This is a genomic window from Pelagerythrobacter aerophilus (assembly GCF_003581645.1).
Classification (GTDB): domain Bacteria; phylum Pseudomonadota; class Alphaproteobacteria; order Sphingomonadales; family Sphingomonadaceae; genus Pelagerythrobacter; species Pelagerythrobacter aerophilus.
This window is the reverse complement of sequence record NZ_QXFK01000014.1, coordinates 41,022-58,282: the sequence shown is the minus strand read 5'-3', so window position 1 is coordinate 58,282 and position 17,261 is coordinate 41,022. Positions and strand designations below refer to the sequence as shown.

General features: G+C 64.0%; 12 protein-coding genes and 1 pseudogene. 6 read left to right on the top strand and 7 right to left on the bottom strand.

What is annotated here, in order from left to right:
• Positions 1–16: 16 nt before the first annotated feature.
• Positions 17–922 (top strand): LysR substrate-binding domain-containing protein, encoded by a 906-nt coding sequence (locus D2V04_RS04105; protein ID WP_228766256.1) that lies wholly within the window; start codon positions 17–19, stop codon positions 920–922.
• A gap of 35 nt (positions 923–957) precedes the next feature.
• On the opposite strand, the gene D2V04_RS04100 is transcribed toward D2V04_RS04105, so the two are convergent.
• Together D2V04_RS04100 and D2V04_RS04095 are read right to left on the bottom strand one after the other, a co-directional pair.
• Positions 958–1,815, bottom strand: coding sequence for a formylglycine-generating enzyme family protein (locus D2V04_RS04100; RefSeq protein WP_182849651.1), 858 nt, complete (start codon positions 1,813–1,815; stop codon positions 958–960).
• Positions 1,816–1,825: 10 nt separating this feature from the next.
• Positions 1,826–5,053, bottom strand: a complete 3,228-nt coding sequence (locus tag D2V04_RS04095) for an amidohydrolase family protein (RefSeq protein ID WP_182849650.1) — start codon at positions 5,051–5,053, stop codon at positions 1,826–1,828.
• 354 nt (positions 5,054–5,407) lie between these two features.
• Between D2V04_RS04095 and D2V04_RS04090 the strand changes: the two genes are divergently transcribed.
• On the top strand, positions 5,408–5,806 hold the full coding sequence (locus tag D2V04_RS04090; protein ID WP_119512035.1) for a PRC-barrel domain-containing protein: 399 nt from the start codon (positions 5,408–5,410) through the stop codon (positions 5,804–5,806).
• A gap of 54 nt (positions 5,807–5,860) precedes the next feature.
• Here the strand turns inward: D2V04_RS04090 and D2V04_RS04085 are convergent, their stop codons facing one another.
• A complete protein-coding gene (locus D2V04_RS04085; RefSeq protein ID WP_119512034.1) occupies positions 5,861–6,625 on the bottom strand; it encodes a hypothetical protein in 765 nt (254 codons plus the stop codon).
• Between the two features lie 354 nt (positions 6,626–6,979).
• Between D2V04_RS04085 and purC the strand changes: the two genes are divergently transcribed.
• Complete coding sequence (purC, locus tag D2V04_RS04080) at positions 6,980–7,780, top strand: phosphoribosylaminoimidazolesuccinocarboxamide synthase (RefSeq protein ID WP_119512033.1); 801 nt, start codon at positions 6,980–6,982, stop codon at positions 7,778–7,780.
• Between the two features lie 13 nt (positions 7,781–7,793).
• On the opposite strand, the gene bla is transcribed toward purC, so the two are convergent.
• Entirely contained in the window at positions 7,794–8,705 is a 912-nt protein-coding gene (bla, locus tag D2V04_RS04075; protein WP_119512570.1) for a subclass B3 metallo-beta-lactamase, read from the bottom strand.
• A gap of 107 nt (positions 8,706–8,812) precedes the next feature.
• Between bla and D2V04_RS04070 the strand changes: the two genes are divergently transcribed.
• From D2V04_RS04070 to D2V04_RS04060, 3 genes are all read left to right on the top strand, one after another.
• On the top strand, positions 8,813–9,682 hold the full coding sequence (locus tag D2V04_RS04070) for a LysR family transcriptional regulator (RefSeq protein WP_119512032.1): 870 nt from the start codon (positions 8,813–8,815) through the stop codon (positions 9,680–9,682).
• Between the two features lie 313 nt (positions 9,683–9,995).
• Complete coding sequence (locus D2V04_RS04065; RefSeq protein ID WP_228766255.1) at positions 9,996–12,977, top strand: TonB-dependent receptor; 2,982 nt, start codon at positions 9,996–9,998, stop codon at positions 12,975–12,977.
• A gap of 85 nt (positions 12,978–13,062) precedes the next feature.
• Positions 13,063–13,803, top strand: a complete 741-nt coding sequence (locus tag D2V04_RS04060) for a FadR/GntR family transcriptional regulator (RefSeq protein WP_119512030.1) — start codon at positions 13,063–13,065, stop codon at positions 13,801–13,803.
• Between the two features lie 66 nt (positions 13,804–13,869).
• Here the strand turns inward: D2V04_RS04060 and D2V04_RS04055 are convergent.
• The 3 genes and pseudogenes from D2V04_RS04055 to D2V04_RS04045 form a co-directional block, all read right to left on the bottom strand.
• Positions 13,870–14,034, bottom strand: a pseudogene (locus D2V04_RS04055) (DUF2958 domain-containing protein); the annotation flags it as partial.
• A 47-nt stretch (positions 14,035–14,081) separates the two neighbouring features.
• On the bottom strand, positions 14,082–14,852 hold the full coding sequence (locus D2V04_RS04050; RefSeq protein WP_119512028.1) for an ArdC family protein: 771 nt from the start codon (positions 14,850–14,852) through the stop codon (positions 14,082–14,084).
• Positions 14,840–16,756 carry a reverse transcriptase domain-containing protein gene (locus D2V04_RS04045; protein ID WP_119512027.1) on the bottom strand — a complete coding sequence of 639 codons (1,917 nt, stop codon included), beginning with the start codon at positions 16,754–16,756 and terminating at the stop codon, positions 14,840–14,842. The genes D2V04_RS04050 and D2V04_RS04045 overlap by 13 nt, the downstream gene beginning before the upstream one ends.
• Positions 16,757–17,261 lie beyond the last annotated feature (505 nt).

Below are 17,261 nucleotides of genomic sequence, written 5' to 3'. Positions count from 1 at the left end.
CTGGTAATGATCTTTCATGGAAGCACCCGACACCACGCCCCGCCGGCAGATGCCGCAGATGCACGAGCTCGTGGCGTTCGAGGCGGCCGCGCGGCACATGAGCTTCACCGGGGCCGCGGCGGAGCTGAACCTGACGCAGGGCGCGGTCAGCCGGGCCGTCGCGGCGCTCGAGCAGCGCCTGCGCACGCCGTTGTTCAAGCGCGTCCGCCAGCGCGTGGTGCTGACGCCGGTCGGCCGCGATTATCAGGACCAGGCGCGCGCTCTGCTCGGACAGCTCAATGCCGCCACGCGCCAGGCCATGTCCGCGAACCCCGTCGAGCAGACGCTCCATGTCGCGACTCTTCCCACCTTCGGCATCCACTGGTTGGCGCCGCGGCTGCCGCTCTTTCAGGCGATGCGGCCGCATGTGACCGTCAACCTCGCGTCACGGCTGCGTCCGTTCTCGTTCGAAGCCGAGCCGTTCGACGTCGCGATCCATCATGGCGATCCGGCCTGGCCCGGCGGAACGCTGAGGCGGCTTATGAATGAGACGATGATCCCGATGTGCAGCCCCGAATACCGGCATTCCAAAGCGATCACTTCACCTGCCGACCTAGCGGGCGCGACCTTGATTCATCTCAGGACGCGCCCGGCCGCATGGGCCGAGTGGCACGCGAAAGCCGGTCTTCCGGGAGACAGTGCCTTTCGCGGTCCGGTCTACGACCAGTTCGGCATGGCCGTCGCCAGTGCCGCAGCTGGTCTAGGGGTGGCGCTCCTCCCGGAGATGTTCGCGGCGGAGCAGATCGAGGAGGGAAAGCTGATCACCCTTTTCGATCTCGAGGTGAGCACGGGCAGCGCTTATTACGTCGTCCTCCCGGAAACCGGTCACAAGTCCGCCGCTGCGGACTTCGCGGAATGGCTTGCGGTTCAATTGATGGATTGACTGCGGCTGCCGCTAGGGAGGGAACGCGGTCGGCTTCACTCCACCGAATGCGCGAGTCGGAAACCGACGGTGAAATAGCCCTGATCTTCCGGCCCGCGGAGCCGGAAGCGCTCCTCCAGAAACTCGCCGGCATCGCCGTAGGAACCGCCGCGGATCACGTGGTAGTCCGGCGTCGGGCACTCGCTTCGCGCGGAGCCGTCGACCGGGGCATCGACGTAGTTCTCGTGATAGCAGTCGGCCTGCCATTCCCAGACGTTGCCGCGGATGTCATGGAGCCCCAGTCGGTCGGCCGGAAAGCTGCCGACCGGCGCCGTCTCGATCCAGACGTCGCGGCCTTCGGCCTTGCCGCCGCAGCATTCCACCTTCCCGATATTCGCCAGTTCGTGGGTTACGCCCTCGCCGCCGCTGCGAGCGTTGCCGAGATCGGCCAGCGTGGCGACGTATTCCCATTCCGCCTCGCTTGGCAGGCGGTATTGCTTGCCGGTCCTGGCGTTCAGCCACTCGATATAGGCTTGGGTGTCGCGCCAGCTGACGCAGAGCACGGGGTGGTCATCCCCCTGCGCGAACCCCGGCGTCCGCCAGTTTCGGTCGGGGTTGATGTGCCAACTGGTGCCTTCGTCGTAGACGTTGCACTTTCCCGCGGTGACATAGCCGGTCTCCTCCGTGAACGTGCGGAAATCCCCCACCGTGACTTCGTGCGCCGCCAGTTGGAACGGAGCGATGGCGACTTCGTGCGTCGGGCCGTCGATCGGTCCATAGCCGCGGTCGACGGTCGCGCCCATGGCGAAGCTCCCGCCGGGGATCGAGACCATCTCCGGCACAAGCTCCGAGCGCTGCGCCTCGCCGTCGGGTGCCGCCGCGACGAGGAGCAGGGACGCCGCAGTGAGGGTCACTGCGAAACGCTTAGCGCTGGCGCGCGCTTCCAGCCCAGGCCGGGTTCCAGTCCGTTCCATGTTGATCGCTCATCTCCCAGTAGAACTTGGTGCGCGGCCGGTCGTGATTGCCGATTTCGTTCATGGTCGCGGAGTCGTAGAGACGCCCGTTGACCATGGTGTAGATCACGCTGTTGGTGTTGCTGATGTCGGCGAGCGGATCGCGCTCCAGCACGATGAGATCCGCCAGCTTGCCGGGCTCGATCGAGCCGAGCTGATGATCCAGCCCCCAGGTCGTCGCACCGTCGATAGTCGCGGCGCGCAGGATGCGCATTGGCTCCATTCCGCCTTCGGCGAGCAACTGCATCTCCCAATGGAGAGCGATGCCCGCCGCCTGGCCGTGGGAGCCAACGTTCACGATCACGCCGGCATCGTCCAGCCGCTTGATCGAGCGCGCGACCGCGCGGAAGCCGACGTCGTAGAGCTCGTCCGCCTGATGGATCGACTGCATGGCCCGCACGTAGAGCGGCGCGTCCGACGGGCCCTGTATCGGGTTGTAGGCGTTGTTGATCCCGGGGATGAAGGTGCGGACCTTCGGTTCCTTCCACGGCTCCTGGTTCTGGTAGATGTAGTTCTCCCCGAACAGCTCGCCGAACGTGACGACGAGAGTGGGCGTGGTGGACATCCCAGAATTTTTGAAGAGCTGGAGCAGGTCGTCGTAATACGTGGCGACGGGCAGGTTGTGCTCCAGGTTCGTATATCCGTCGAGGATCATGCCGACGTTGTCGTAGAAGTGCCCGGCTCCCTCCGCGTCGACCATCAGACCTTGTTCCGCCGCGGCCTGCAGTAGCCACTGTTTCTGCGCCCGCGTGGTGAGCTTGTAGCTCTTGAGCACCGTCCCCCCGATGGCGGCCTTGCGGCGAACCACTGCGCGGGCATCTTCCAGGCTCTCGATCCGGTTGAAGACGCGATCGGGCTTGCCGGAACGGCCGTAGATGACGTTCCCGGTGGTCAGCCAGCGGGGGCTCACCATCAGGCCGGCGATGGTCATCTCGCCGGTTTCGTAGCTCGGCAGCTCGTTGGCGTAGGGATCGAAGTTGGTGGTCACACCGTAGGCGAGCGCCGCGTAGCGGACTGCGTGCTTCTGCGGCATCGCGCCGGTGCCGTAGCAGCAATCGATATGGCCGTGCGCGTCGAAGAAGCCGGGCATGAGGGTCTTGCCCCCGAGATCGTATACCTTGGCCGCATCCGGTATCGCGACGCTCTCCGCCGGCCCGACGGCCTTGATGCGATTGCCTTCCACCACGACCGTGCCGTTATCGATGACCACGTCCCCGCCTGTCATCGGCAGAACGCGTGCATTGACGAAGGCTATGCTGCCCTGCGGTACGTCGGCCGGAACGCTGAGCTCGATCGAATGCAGAGCCGTTTCGACGGTGCCGCCAGCTTCCGGCCGTGTCGCATAGACATCAGGGCCAAGCGTCCAGAAGAGCTGTCCGGAACTGTCGCTCCACGCCAGCTCGAACCCGCCGGAGCGGGTAAGGCGGCGCGCCGCGGGATTGTTCCGCGCAGTGATCGCAATCGGCTCCGCACCCGGCCGGAACGGCATCACGTGCAGTTCCTGGAATTCCTTGAAGGCGATCCACGCGAGATCGGGGCTGAGCGTGAAGTCGCCGGTGTCGGCCGTCTCGGCATAGGCGTGGTCCTGCGTATCGCCGCCCTCGGCCGGGATGCTGCGCAGGATCACCGCACGCCGCTTCTCGAAGTCCGGCGGGCCCATGTAATAGATGCGCCGATCGTCGGGTGAGAAGCGCGCCACGCCAGCGGCAGGTGCAAGGTAGCGGGGTTCCCTGCCGTCTACGCTGACGGCGTACAGCCCCGGAACGTCGTGAGCGCCGCCCATCTGAGCGTCCGGCTCAAGGATGCGGTAGGCGATCTGTTCGCCTCTGTTGGAAAAGACCGGCTCGGCAATGATTCCGCCGCTGCGGGCGACCACCCTGTCCTCGCTCCCATCGGCGCTGCGCAGGTGGAGCGTGCTGCCGGATTCGTCGTGCCATTCGACATAGGCGATCCAGCGCCCGTCGGCGGACCATCTCGGATCGGTCTGGGCGCCGTCGCTCTCCGTCAGGGGGCGCGGCGGTTCGCTACCGGTGAGGTTCTGGCGCCAGATGCGGCCCAGTGCACGGAACAGAAGCTCGTCACCTTCCGGCGATGGCGCGATCTGCCGGACGATCTTCACGTCCACCTCGTCGGGTGCGAGATCGAGCTCGGTACGCAGAGCCGGATGAATTTCGTGGCGGGCAGTTGCGCGGAACGGGATATCCGTCGCCTCGCCTGTTTCCATGTCGACCTTGATCAGTTCGCCCTTGGCCCAGATCGCGACGTGCCGATTGTCGGGAAACCAGTCGAACGCGGGATAGTAATGCTCCTGCGCAAGATAATCGGCCTGCAGGTCGCGCGCGAGCCCGTCGTAGACGGCGTTCTGGCGGCCCGTCGCGACGTCGTACCGGAAAAGGACCGTCTTGGCGCCGACCCGGCGAATGAAAGCGATGACCGACCCGTCGGGTGACACCTGCGGCGTGGTCGCGCTCCCGAAACCGGAAATCAGATCGACCGTGTCGCCACTCTGCAGGTCGTGCCGGCGGATGACGAAATTGCTGAGGTTCGGGTTGAGGTAGACGTAATGCAGCCCGCCGACCCGCTCGGTATAGTAGAGATGCCGTCCGTCCGGCGAATAGCGCGGCTCCTGGAGATCCTTGCCGCTTTCAGGAGGTGCGACCAGTTGCCGCTCCTCGCCGCCGCCTACGTTGAAGCGGATCAGCTCCGACGTACGCATGTCGAACACCGACGCGCTCGTCTTGGTGGCGACGATGGCGCTGCCGTCGGGCGACCACGAGGGCGCCGTGATCATGTCCATCGTTTCATAGCTGATCTGGCGCGGATCGGATCCATCCGGGTTGGCGATCCAGATATTGTCGGCGCCCGTCGCGTCGCTGAGATAGAGAATCTTGCGGCGGTCCGGGCTGAACTGGGGGCTGCGCTGGGTCGCAGGGCCCGACAAGATCGCCCTGGCCTCTCCCCCGGCTGCAGGCATGGTGTAAATGTCGTTGAGCAAGTCGAACACGAGTGTTTGCCCGTCAGGGCTGACGTCGACGCTCATCCAGGTACCCTCGGTGAGGGTAAGCGCCACGTTCTCCGTCTGCGACGTCAGAATATCCGAAGGTGACGCGGAGGGCTCCGCGCTCAGCGGAGCGGCCATCAAAGCGATTCCTGCGAATGCTTTCGCCCAATTCGGACCCAATGCCATTCCCTCCCCTTTCACGACCGACATCGTTGTGTCGGCCCGTGCCAGACTAGGTGCGGCCGATGCGATTTGGCGGTGCGAAAGGCGCGAGGACCGTTGCCGACGGATCACCGGTCCGACAGCGTGCGGATTGGTCGGATCGGCGTCATCGCCAGGTCAGCGTGCCGCCAAGCATCTACGCTCGCGCGCGGCCAGCCGGACAAGTTCCCAGTTCGGAACAGGTCCCGGCCTGCCCCGCCCTGGGAGCGAACGGTCGGGCCGTGCGTTTCTTCGGTGTGACCATTCTGCCCAGGCCAGGAGACCACTCCCATGAACCAGACTGCAGACGACGCTCCCCGCGATCTCCATCATCCGTTGATCCTGTCCAGCCGCGTCATCGGCACGCCCGTGTTCGACCGCGACGGGAACCAGCTTGGCCATGTCGACGATCTGTCGATCGAGAAGGCCAGCGGCAAAACCGTATATGCGATCATGTCGTTCGGCGGATTTCTCGGCATTGGCGCCAAGCTCCACCCGGTGCCGTGGCCGCTGCTCGACTACGATCTCGAGCGCGGGGGCTATACCGTGCCCTTGAACGAAGAAATCCTGAAAGAGGCGCCGAACTACGACGCGGCGGAAATCCGCCTGCTCGGCGGTCCGGATCACCGCACCTATGGCGAGACGATCTACGGATACTACGGAACCTATGGCGTCGTGCCCTACTGGTGAGGTGTGGGGCATTCGAATGACCGGGCCGATCGGCCTGTATTTTGCGGGCGCGGGCTAGCGGCGCTGCAGGTCGTAATCGATCCTGATCCGCACCCAGGTGCCCACCTGGTATTGTCCGCCGAGCCGCGGGGGACGCACTCTGAATTGCCAGGCGGCAGCCAGAACAGCCCGATTGATGTTCGAGCCGGTGGGATATTCCTCGAGCGCAACGCAGTCCTCGACGCGGAAATCCGGCACGGTCCGGCAGGCGATCAGGCCCCACCCCGGCCCGGTTGCGGTCGAGAGATATCCGCGAAGCTCGCCCGGACGCGGCTCGCGATACCATGAGGCGGCGTAGAGCGGCTCCCCGTTGGGCGCCGTGCCGACGCGCGGCGTATCGCCGCTGGAGCCCGTGTCCGGCGGTCCGATCGCCGGGCCGCTGGCCGGAGCGCGCGGTGCGGAGGAAGGCGCCTCCACTTTGGACAGATCGAACGAGGACGGCGCCACCTGCACGGCCGGCATGGGCGGACTCGGTTCGGTGGGGCGTGGAGGTTGAATCGACGGCTGAACCGCCGCCTCCGCCTCTGCCGGCGGACGCTCGGCGGGCTCGGGTTGCTGCGTGGCTTCGCTCTCGGGCTCGGGGCTGTCGTCGGCACTTTCAGAGGCGGAGTTGGCCTGAAATCGCACCAATGTCGGCTCGGCCTCCGGCTGCCCCGGATCGTGCAGGCCCAGTGAGAGCAACAGGGCAATCAGCAGCAGTTCGAGGGCAAGCGCCGCGACGATCGCCAGCGCCCGCCGCTTCGGATCAGGCAGGTATTCTCCCGGTGTGCGACTAATCAACGGGCATCTCGTAGCCAGCCCATCGCTCGCAAGGATTCACGCGGCACACACCGGCATCGCGCGCATCGCGGTAAGCAGCCGCCTCGCGCCGCCTTGTCGTTACAGTGCTCACCAGCCCATCCAACCTACGGATTGTACCCATTCCCTCAGCGCCCGTGCGCGCGAGGCGATTCACGATGCGGTGTATCATCGGAACCCGGATGCGCGATAGGCGGTTGCCGCACCGGGGGCCGGTGGGCTGCAATTGCCTTGGGCAGGCAATCGGAGTATGGGCGGCTTCCTGCCCCGGTTCATGCGAAGCCCGACCTGCTTCGTACGCCGGGGCACCGTCATTTTGCGCGCAAGGAATTCCCGATGGCTCGTCGCCGCCAGATCTACGAAGGCAAGGCCAAGATCCTCTACGAGGGGCCCGAGCCGGGCACGCTGATCCAGTACTTCAAGGACGACGCGACCGCCTTCAACGCGCAGAAGAAGGGCACGATCAACGGCAAGGGCGTGATCAACAACCGCATCAGCGAGTATGTCTTCACCCGCCTCGCCCATATCGGCATTCCGACACACTTCATCCGCCGGCTGAACATGCGCGAGCAACTCGTGCGCCAGGTGGAGATCGTGCCGATCGAGGTGGTCGTGCGCAACGTTGCGGCAGGCAGCATTTCCAAGCGCCTCGGGCTGGAGGAAGGCGAGCCGCTGCCGCACACGCTGATCGAGTACTATTACAAGGACGATGGCCTCGGCGATCCGCTGATTGCGGAGGAGCACATCGCCTGCTTCAACTGGGCCTCGAACGAGGAGATGCAGGACATCTCCAGCATGGCGATCCGGATCAACGATTTCCTGTGCGGCATGTTCGCCGCGATCGACATTCGCCTGGTCGACTTCAAGCTCGAGTTCGGGCGCATGTGGGACGGCGACTACAGCCGCCTGATCCTGGCCGACGAGATCAGCCCCGACGGCTGCCGCCTGTGGGACATGACGACGGGCGAGAAGCTCGACAAGGACCGCTTCCGCCGCGACCTCGGCGGCGAGGAGGAGGCCTACCAGGAAGTCGCCCGCCGCCTCGGCCTGCTCCAGAACGACGACGGCGGCCCCGGCGAGGTGTTCGACCTCAACGCCCACCGCGGCAAGCTGCGCAGTTCCAAGCCGAAAAAGTAGGCTTTTCTCCGCGTCAGGGTCGGGGCTGCCCTTCCCTGGCTTCCTCAGCAAGCCGCTTGGTGAAGGCCTGTTCGTAGGTATCGGCATAGGCCGCGCAGGCCCGAGGATCGAGAAACGGGTTCGGTTCGCGGCTCTTCTGAAGCTGGGCCAGTTTCGCTTCGCCCCCCGACGCGGCCGGGTGCGTTGTCAGCAAAATGTCGCAGGACAGCGACCGCAAGCGCCGGAAGGTTCCGCGAAAGCGCGAGACAGCAGTCTCGTTCGCAGGTGCCGAGAACCGATAATTCTCGGCCGCGAGAGGAGTGAGACTGGAGGCGAATACGACGTCGGCGCAGCGGTCTGCCTCGCAGGAGCGCCATGTCCAGCTCATTGAACCGGGCGTGTGACCAGGCGTGGCGAGAGCCGTAATCGTGACGTCGCCGACCTGGAGCCGTTCTCTATCGCGGACAGCGCGGACGTGCTCGACAGGTGGAAACGGTGGGAGCCAGGCCATTTGGGGGTCATCGGGACCGCTCTTTCCGGCGCGGAGCACCTCCGCAGCCTCCGCGCTGGCGATTACCGGCGCACCGGTGTCGCGCGCCAGCGCCGCGAGCCCGCCCGAGTGGTCGTAATGCGGCTCGGTGCTGAGGATCAGCTTCACATCGCCAGGTTCGAAGCCGAGGCTGCGAATGTTGGCCTCGATCCGGCGAACGCCTTGCGGCAGTCCGCCATCGAGAAGGACGAGGCCGTCACTGGTGCGGATAAGCGCGATGTTCAGGCCGCCGAAGCCGACCAGATAAGTGTTTCCGAAGATCCGCACGGGCGGCTGCGGTGTCAGCCATTCCTGCGCGCGGTCGGCGGCGATAGGCTTCAGAAGGGAGTCGCTTTCGGCCTGAACGGGCGTGGCAGCCGCAAGCAAGACCACAATTACACTCATGACCGGCTTCATCGTCATCTCCTCGGCAGGCTTGGACCGCCCCACCGGTGAAGAAGGTCGCCGCACCTGACAAAGCATCATTTCTCGACAGAGGCATGAGCTGCATTCATGTAATAGCCATGGATCGAGCCCAACTCCCTCTCAATGCGCTGCGCGCTTTCGAAGCGGCCGCCCGGCATTTGAACTTCACCCGCGCCGCGAATGAACTCTGCGTCAGCCAGGGTGCGGTGAGCCACCAGGTTGCCCTGCTGGAACGCCGGCTCGGGACCCCACTTTTTCGCCGTCTGTCACGCGGAATCATGCTGACCGACGAAGGACAGGCGCTGGTCCCGGTCGTGCGGGACGCTTTCGACCGCATCGGTGCGAGTCTTGATCGCTACGCCGGCGGGCGAATGACCGAAGTGCTGAGGGTCGGGGTCGTGGGTACGTTCGCCGTCGGATGGCTGCTCGAGCGGCTGGACCGCTTTACGCAGGCGCATCCGCACATCGACCTGCGGGTGATGACCAACAACAATCGGGTCGATCTCGCTGGCGAAGGTTTGGACCTCGCGATTCGCTTCGGCGACGGCGCCTGGCACGGGACGCATGCCGAACGGATCATGGAGGCTGCACTCACGCCGCTCTGCACGCCAATGATCGCTGAGCGATTGCACGGACCAGAGGCGCTGGGACGGGAGAACCTTCTTCGCTCTTATCGAGCGGACGAATGGCCGCGCTGGTTCGCCGCCGTCGGGCTGGACTGCCCTCCGCTCCGCGGTCCGGTTTTCGACAGTTCGGCGTTGATGATAGCACCCGCCCTGGCCGGGCGCGGCGTAGCACTGGCCCCGGCCCAAATGTTCGAGAACGAACTGGCAGCCGAACGACTCGTCCGCCCGTTTCCGACGGAAGTGAACTGCGGCGGATACTGGCTCACCCGGACAATGTCCCGTCAGGATACCCCCGCCATGCGAGCCTTCCGTGAGTGGCTGATACAGGCCGCTGGCGAATAGACGCTGCTGCAACTGCGGTGCTGCCGCCCCCCGGCGGGGCTCAGCGACCAAACCTTTCCGAAACCGGCGACAAGCCGGCGTCGTAACTTCGCGCCGCATCCCTCCGTAAATCTGCCCGCCAGGTAATTGGCATGACAAACATGCAATAATCTACATACCTAAGTTGTTGACACACTGGTCGACCGATCTATGTTGCCTCCCCAAAATAGACAACAGTTCTGGGGAGGGACGAATGACTCGTCGCACTGCGAGGTCGAGGCTCGGCATCGGCCGTATTTCTTTCGGCGCCATTCTTCTGGCGAGCACCACTGCCATGGCTTTTCCGGCTCATGCGCAGGATAGCGACGCCGGAACGGAGGAAGCGGCAGACGAGGACACGATCGTCGTCACCGGCCTTCGCGAAACGATCCGGGATTCGATTGCCACCAAGCGCAACAACGATCTGATCGTCGACGCGCTGGTGGCGGACGAGATCGGCGACCTCCCTGCCCTGTCGATCGGCGAGGCCCTGGAAACCCTGACCGGCGCCGGCTCTCACCGCGAACAGGGCGGCGCGACCGAGATCGCCATTCGCGGCCTGGGCCCGTTCCTCAGCTCGACCGTGATCAATGGGCGGATCGCGACCAACGGCAGCGGCGATCGGTCGGTCAATTTCAGCCAGTTTCCCTCCGAACTGTTCAACAAGGTCGGAATCTACAAGACGCAGTCGGCCAGCATGATCGAAGGCGGTGTGGCCGGGCAGATCGCGCTCGAGACGGTGAAGCCGCTCGATTACGGCAAGCGCCGCATCCAAGGTGAGCTGAAGCTCAACATCAACCCCGACAACCTCGACATCGATGCAGACCAGCGGTTTCAAGACATCGGCTTCCGTGCGACCGGAAGCTACGTCGACCAGTTCCAGCTCGGCGCGGGCGAGCTCGGCATTTCACTCGGCTATTCGCACAACGAGTCGACCAATCCCGAGCAGGAAGCGAACGTCAGCAACACGCTCAACTACTGCAAGAACGATACCGGCGACACTTCGAGCGGCGTCTTCGACGACGGGAACTGCAATTCCGATCGGCCGGATCAGGTCGGGGCCGAAGACTTCGTGATCGCGCGGAACAGCTATTCGTATCGCCAGAACATCACCGACGATACGCGCGATTCCTTCTTCGGAGCGCTGCAATGGCAGCCGAGCCCCGACGTCGATATCAATGCCGACTTCCAGTACTCCAAGCGCCTGTTCCGGGAGCAGCGGCACGATCTCAACTTCTCCGAAGGCCGCCGCGTCGATGGTGCCAGCGACGGCAATCATCTCGATTACGACCTGATTACCGGGCCTTACGGCGAACTGTTCCAGTTCACCGGCGAGACCTCCGTCGAGAGCAACAGCGAATATCTCGAGCGCGACGAGGAGTATTACGGGGGCGGCCTCTCGCTCTCGGTGCAGGCGAGTGATCGGCTTCGCCTCTCAGGCGACGTTTCCTATTCGCAGACCCATCGTATCGAAGAAGCGGTGCAGGTCCGCATGAGGATCCGGGACGGCCTCGATATCTTCGGCAATCCCGATCAGTATCCGCTCGCGGTCGAGAGCGACGGCGACCCCAACAACGACCGCGTGGAAACGGCGTACCTCATCCGGCAGAACGGTTCGGACACGCTGAATTTCGTGGTGCAGGATTTCGACGTCAACAATTACGATCTCTACCGCGACTCCGCTCGCCTGCGGGCCGATCTGGAGCAGGATCGATACAACAGCGTCTTCGCGGCACGGGGCGATTTCGAGTACGAGATGGACGGTTTCCTCTCGAGCATCCAGGGCGGCGTCCGCTTTCAGGAACTGAAGTATCGCGACGTTCCGGGCGCGGCTGGAAAGAGCCGCTTCGAACACATCTACAGCAACGACGCGCTGGCCATCGCCAATCAGGAGTGCCGCACGCCGTTCCCGGAAAGTGGCTTCATGTCCGCGGTCAGCGGGGGCAACCCGCTGATCACGGTGGTCGATGCAGATGGCAACGTGACCTCGACCACCAATACCTTCGCGACGTTCGATGCGCTCTGCCTCGCTAGAACACTCGAAGCGAACAACCCGACGGGCGAACTGCATTTCGACGAGGACGGCATCCCGATCTATCCCACGGGGGAATTCGATTCGATCCAGAACAGCGACGTCAACGAGAAGACCTGGGCAGGTTACCTCCAGGCGAATTTCGACGGGGACATCGGCCTGCCGGTTCGCGGAAACTTCGGTCTTCGCATCATCAACACCAAGGTGCGCTCGAACGGCTTCCGCGGTCAGCTGTCCGCAGTCTACGCTCCGGATACCGGCGAGTTGATCGACATCGTCGAGGATACGAACACGCTGACGGGCGTCAGCGGGGGCGGATCGTACACCGAGTTTCTGCCTAGCTTCAACATCACGGGCGAACTCCGGCCCGACCTGCTCGCCCGTTTCGCGGTCTACCGCGCGCTCTCACGCCCGGATCCCTCCGCCCTTGGCTATGGCCGCACATTCAATGCGCTGATCGATGACGGCAGCCCGATCTACTCAGTGGAGGATGCGATCGGCAGCGCCAATGCGACGGGCAACCCCTTCACCGATCCGCTGCTCTCGTGGAATTTCGATGCCGCGATCGAATGGTATCCCAATGAAGACACCATTCTGGCCATCGGTGGATACTACAAGAGCTTCAACGGCGGGTTCGATACGATCGGCCGGTTCGAAACCTTCGTGGTCGACGGGGAGGAACTCGAAACGCTGGTCACCACCCTCAATACGAGCGACGAGATGAGCACGATCTACGGGATCGAGGTCACCGCGGCGCACCGCTTCAGCTATCTGCCCAAGCCGCTCGACGGCCTCGGTTTCAAGCTCAGCTACAACTTTGCCGACTCCGATTTCGAAATTCACGACGACACGCTTGGCGCGATAACGACGGTTAACAACGACTTGACGACCTCGACCAGCGAGGCATTGATCCCACCCTCGGGAATCTTCGGCTTGTCGAAGCACGTCCTGTCGGCGCAGGCCTACTACAAGATCGGCAAGCTGCAGCTCCAGGGTGTGTACAAGTACCGCAGCCGCTACTTCCAGCAGTTCGTCGGAACGCCCGGCCGCGTGCGCTACGTCGACGACGCGGGCGTTTTCGAGGCGCGTATTTCCTACGCTCTGAACGAAAACCTGCGCCTGACGGTGGAGGGGCTCAATCTCTTCAATGAACCGCGGACAGATTATCGGGGCACGATCAACGACTTCGGAGCCGTTCATGTCTATGGTCCGCGCTATTATGCGGGGATTCGGGCGCGGTTCTAGTGCGGCTCCAACTGGAACAAGCTTGCCGATTTGTTTAGGGCAATTGGTGTAGGAGACCCTGCAGGCAATTCGTGCGAAGGTGAGTATGAGCGGTAAGAGGCTTTTCCAATCGGTCGCGGAACAGATCGCTGAACTGATCGACGAAGGGGCGTTCCCTCCGGGGACCCGGCTGCCCGGGGAGCGGGAACTCGCCGAACGCCTCGGGGTCAGCAGGGTCACGATCCGCGAGGCCGAGATCGCGCTCCAGGCGGTGGGCCGGCTGGAGATCAAGACCGGCTCCGGCGTTTACGTTAGCGAAACCCAGCCAGCCAGCCGCGTGACCCTGCCGAAGGCGAGCGCCTTCGAAGTCACCGAGGCGCGCTTGTTGATCGAATCCGAAGCGGCGGCGCTGGCCGCGCACAACATCACGGAAGAGGCGATCGCGCGGCTGGAAGAACTCATCGAACAGATGGGTTCACCGGACAACGACACGGCGAACGAGGCGGACGAAGCGTTCCACCTGACGATCGCGGAAGCATCGAACAACGCCGCGATGGTTCACACGATCAAGTCGCTCTGGCGGATGCGCGAAGAGATCCCCGACGTGAAGGCCACCTACGAAGCGGTCTGCGTCCACGATGCGGAGACGCGGACCGCCGAGCACCGCGCGGTGTTCGAGGCGTTGCGCGCCCGCGATTCCGCAGCCGCCCGGTCCGCCATGCGCGATCACTTCCATCGCCTGATCGCTGCCATGCTCGATGCGACGGAGAAAATGGCGCTCGAGGCAGTTCAGCAGCGCGCATTGGAGAGCCGCGAGCGCTTCCTGGCGTCCGCCAAAATCGGCTGACCACATTGGTATGACAGAAATAGATCAGTTTGGCATGCCAAACTGATTGACAGTAGGGCAGCAGCGGCCGAGTTCCGGGCATCCGAAGCCGAGGTCGGCGAGGCCGAACAGGGCGTCGCCGTCCTCGTGCAGCTCGGTGGCAATCCAGGTCGCCGCGCCGGCCGGGTTGAACAGCTTGATCACGGGCCAGGGATCGAACGCCTGCCCGCGCTCGGCGTGACGCTGCGACAAGGCCGTATTGAGCCGCAGGCCGCGCACGAGATGAGGCGGAAGGTCGATCACGCCTGCGCCTCCGTTTGCTGTGCAGGGCGGCGGGCGAGCAGCCAGTCGGCCGCCTTGCTGGCCGCGCTCGCGGCGCGGAAGATCGCCCTGCTGTCCTCGCGCAGTACGTCGAGCCAGCAGGCGATATAATCGGCATGGCGGACGGTCGGACGAATGCCGAGCGCCGCGCAGAGGAAGGCGCTGCCGAGTTCGGCGACGAGCTCCTCGCGCGCGTAGCCTTTCGAGCCGAACGGGTCGGACAGATCGCGCGCGAGACGCGAGGCATGCCCGGTGGCATGGGCAAGCTCGTGCAGGCAGGTGCGGTAGTAATCGATCTGGTGGAAGAACGCCGGCTGCGGCGGAACCTGCACGTAGTCGGGACCCGGCGCGTAATAGGCCATGTCTCCGCCGATCCGGACCTCGACACCGCTCGCCGCGATCACCTCTTCGGCGACGGGAAAGAGCTCCCGCTCGGGCAGCGGCGGGGCCGATGCCGGAACGTCATCCGGCAATCCCTCGCACTGCGCGGCATTGAACACGGTGAAGCGCTTGAGGAACGGGACGCTGCGCGCCTCCTCCCCGGCGTCGCGAGCGCGTTGCCGTTCGGCTGCCGGGACGAAGCGGTCGGCATAGACGATCGCGGTCCCGCGCTCCCCCTTGCGGACCGAGCCGCCCGCCGCGCGCGCCTGCCGGAATGTCAGCCAGCCTTGGGCCGGATAGCCATGCTCGATGACCGCGCCCCAGAGGATGAGGAGTAGGGTGGGCTGGCCTCGTCTCAGAGAGAACATGGCTCAGCCTCCCTCCGAACCGGACGTGCGGCTTTCACCGCATCCGGCTCTCCACTTCCAAAGTCCCTTGGTGGGCGGGTGTAGGGCCGATAGCTGTGGACCTTCTCATGGCAGTCCACGCAGAGCACGATGCGCTTGCGCGAGCGCGCGGCACGCATGTAGCTCAGGTAATCGTCGTCTCGACGGTGGTCGTTCAACCTCCGGACGTGATGGACCTCGCACGGTTGATCATCCCGACCGCAACGCTCGCAGATTCGGGCATTGAGGCGTTCGACCAGTTCCGTTTGACGGTATACGAACGGCGTGTGCGGGATGGCATCGACGACGCCATATCGCCTCACCGCTGGCACCAAGTCTTTCAGCTTCCAGAGTTTAATCGACCGGGTTTCGCCCTTCACCTTGTAGGTGACGTAAAATTCCTGCCCCTTTCGCAGCCGTCTTGCGATACGCGTCGTTGTACTCTTATGCTTGTTGGCGAGCGTGCGAAGGAAGCTTCCGAAGGCCAGATATTCGGCCTTGTTCAGCTTGCGCTTCACATCATGCGCCAAGGCATAATAGTTGGCGAAGCCACGCAGTTCGGCATTGTAGGCGGCAGCGATCTCTACATCACTGGCGTAGAGCAGCGCGGGTCGGTGGGTCGGTTTGCAGGCGTCGAAGCGCCCCCACTTCTTATCTTGAACGAACCGCAGCACCCGCTCCCGTGGCACGTGCAGCTGCACCCGGTCCCGGCACCCCCGCCGCGTGACCCGGCGAGTGCCGAAGTTCGCGCGATAGGAGTTGGGATTGGTCCGTGTGCAGATGTCGTAACCGAGGAAGCGCGCCCCGTCCGAAGCATGCCGGATGCCGCTTTTCGCCTCGGACACCTCCAGTTTCAGGTGCTCGGCCAGGAAGTCCCTGACCTCGTCCATCATCTGGCGGGCCTCAGCTTTGCTGCCGGTCACACCGATGAGGAAGTCATCGGCATAACGGCAGTAGCGGAGCCTGCGGTAGTTCGGATCGAGAGCATCGGTGGCCGGGATCGTCCGGCTTTCCGCGCTTTCATGACCGATCCTGTCCAACAGGGACTGGATCACGACCGGGTCGGGGTTCTCGCTTGCGCGAAGCTTCTCGACCCGGCGACGGAGTTTGCAGATGCGATCCTTCACCCGGCGGTAATCCGGGTGCATGGCTCGCTTCACCCCTTTGTCGAAGGCCGCGATCTTACCGCGCATCCACTCATCGAGTTCGTGCAGGTAGATGTTGGCCAGCAACGGAGAGACGACGCCGCCTTGCGGGGTGCCGCTCAGGGTGCGGTGGAAGCGCCAGTCCTCCAAATAACCCGCCTTGAGCATCCCTCGGATCAACGCGATGAAGCGTCGATCCTCGATCCGCTTTTCGAGCAGGCGCAGGAGGACGGCGTGATCGATATTGTCGAAGAAGCTGACAACATCGACGTCCACCAACCATTTGACGCCCGTCCAGACCGCACCGATGGTTTTCAGCGCAGTGTGGCAGGACCGACCTTCCCGGAACCCGTGGCTCGCATCATCGAAGATGGGCTCGTAGATCTGGTTGAGCACGATCCTGACCACCTCCTGGACAAGCCTGTCCTCCGTGGTCGGTATGCCGAGCGGTCGCATGCGACCGTCGGACTTGGGTATCAAGACACGACGTACAGCAGCGGGCTTATATGATCCGTCCGATAGCCGAGCGATGATGGAGCGGACCTTCTCGGGCGAGTAGCCGTCGAACGTTCGTCCATCGATGCCCGGGGTCATCGCCCCCTTGTTGGCGGCGACCTTCAGATAGGCCTGATCCCAGAGGGACGGGCTTTTCATCAGGCGGAACAGGCCATTAGCCCGCCGGCCCGACCGCACCACGGTCGGGAGTGATCCGATTGCCTTTTCGACGGTTTCCGGCAGCATTAGCACGCCCCCGTCAAAGTCGTTCGGATCGTGGAAGCTGCCGCCCTTCCCCCGATCGGTGGGCGTTTCACGCGGATCGCCCCGTGCTTATCGCATCGATCGTCCGCCGGTCGCCCGGCGACTGTCCCGGCCGTTACGCCGGGCATTTGAGTACTATGACGGCTCCGTCGCCATGCAGGTCCGGCAAAGCCGTCCTGTTTAGGCGATCCCGCATTTACGCGAGTGGGAGGTTTCGACGTGTTTAGGCACCCCGTTCGTTCACTTGCCCCTCCATACAGAGGATGCGTCGGACGAGCTGGTAGACCGGGCCTCTCAACGTCGGAGGACCGGCTCGCGGAAAGTATAAACGTCGCACTTTCCGACCGTCCGATGTGCCATGTCAGCCATTCTACGGCACCACTGCGGGTGTAAGTCGCTGCAAACTGGGGTTCAGGCAGTATAGCTTTCGCCATGCACGTCTTATCCTGACCCGCCGCGCCACAAATGGCTTCGACGCTTTGGGCCT

Excerpts from the sequence above, each read along its gene's own strand:
- D2V04_RS04105 (WP_228766256.1), top strand. The coding sequence starts at position 17 with ATGGAAGCACCCGACACCACGCCCCGCCGGCAGATGCCGCAGATGCAC.
- D2V04_RS04095 (WP_182849650.1), bottom strand. The coding sequence starts at position 5,053 with ATGGCCGCTCCGCTGAGCGCGGAGCCCTCCGCGTCACCTTCGGATATT.
- D2V04_RS04090 (WP_119512035.1), top strand. The coding sequence starts at position 5,408 with ATGAACCAGACTGCAGACGACGCTCCCCGCGATCTCCATCATCCGTTG.
- purC (WP_119512033.1), top strand. The coding sequence starts at position 6,980 with ATGGCTCGTCGCCGCCAGATCTACGAAGGCAAGGCCAAGATCCTCTAC.
- bla (WP_119512570.1), bottom strand. The coding sequence starts at position 8,705 with ATGAAGCCGGTCATGAGTGTAATTGTGGTCTTGCTTGCGGCTGCCACG.
- D2V04_RS04070 (WP_119512032.1), top strand. The coding sequence starts at position 8,813 with ATGGATCGAGCCCAACTCCCTCTCAATGCGCTGCGCGCTTTCGAAGCG.
- D2V04_RS04065 (WP_228766255.1), top strand. The coding sequence starts at position 9,996 with ATGGCTTTTCCGGCTCATGCGCAGGATAGCGACGCCGGAACGGAGGAA.
- D2V04_RS04060 (WP_119512030.1), top strand. The coding sequence starts at position 13,063 with ATGAGCGGTAAGAGGCTTTTCCAATCGGTCGCGGAACAGATCGCTGAA.
- D2V04_RS04050 (WP_119512028.1), bottom strand. The coding sequence starts at position 14,852 with ATGTTCTCTCTGAGACGAGGCCAGCCCACCCTACTCCTCATCCTCTGG.
- D2V04_RS04045 (WP_119512027.1), bottom strand. The coding sequence starts at position 16,756 with ATGCTGCCGGAAACCGTCGAAAAGGCAATCGGATCACTCCCGACCGTG.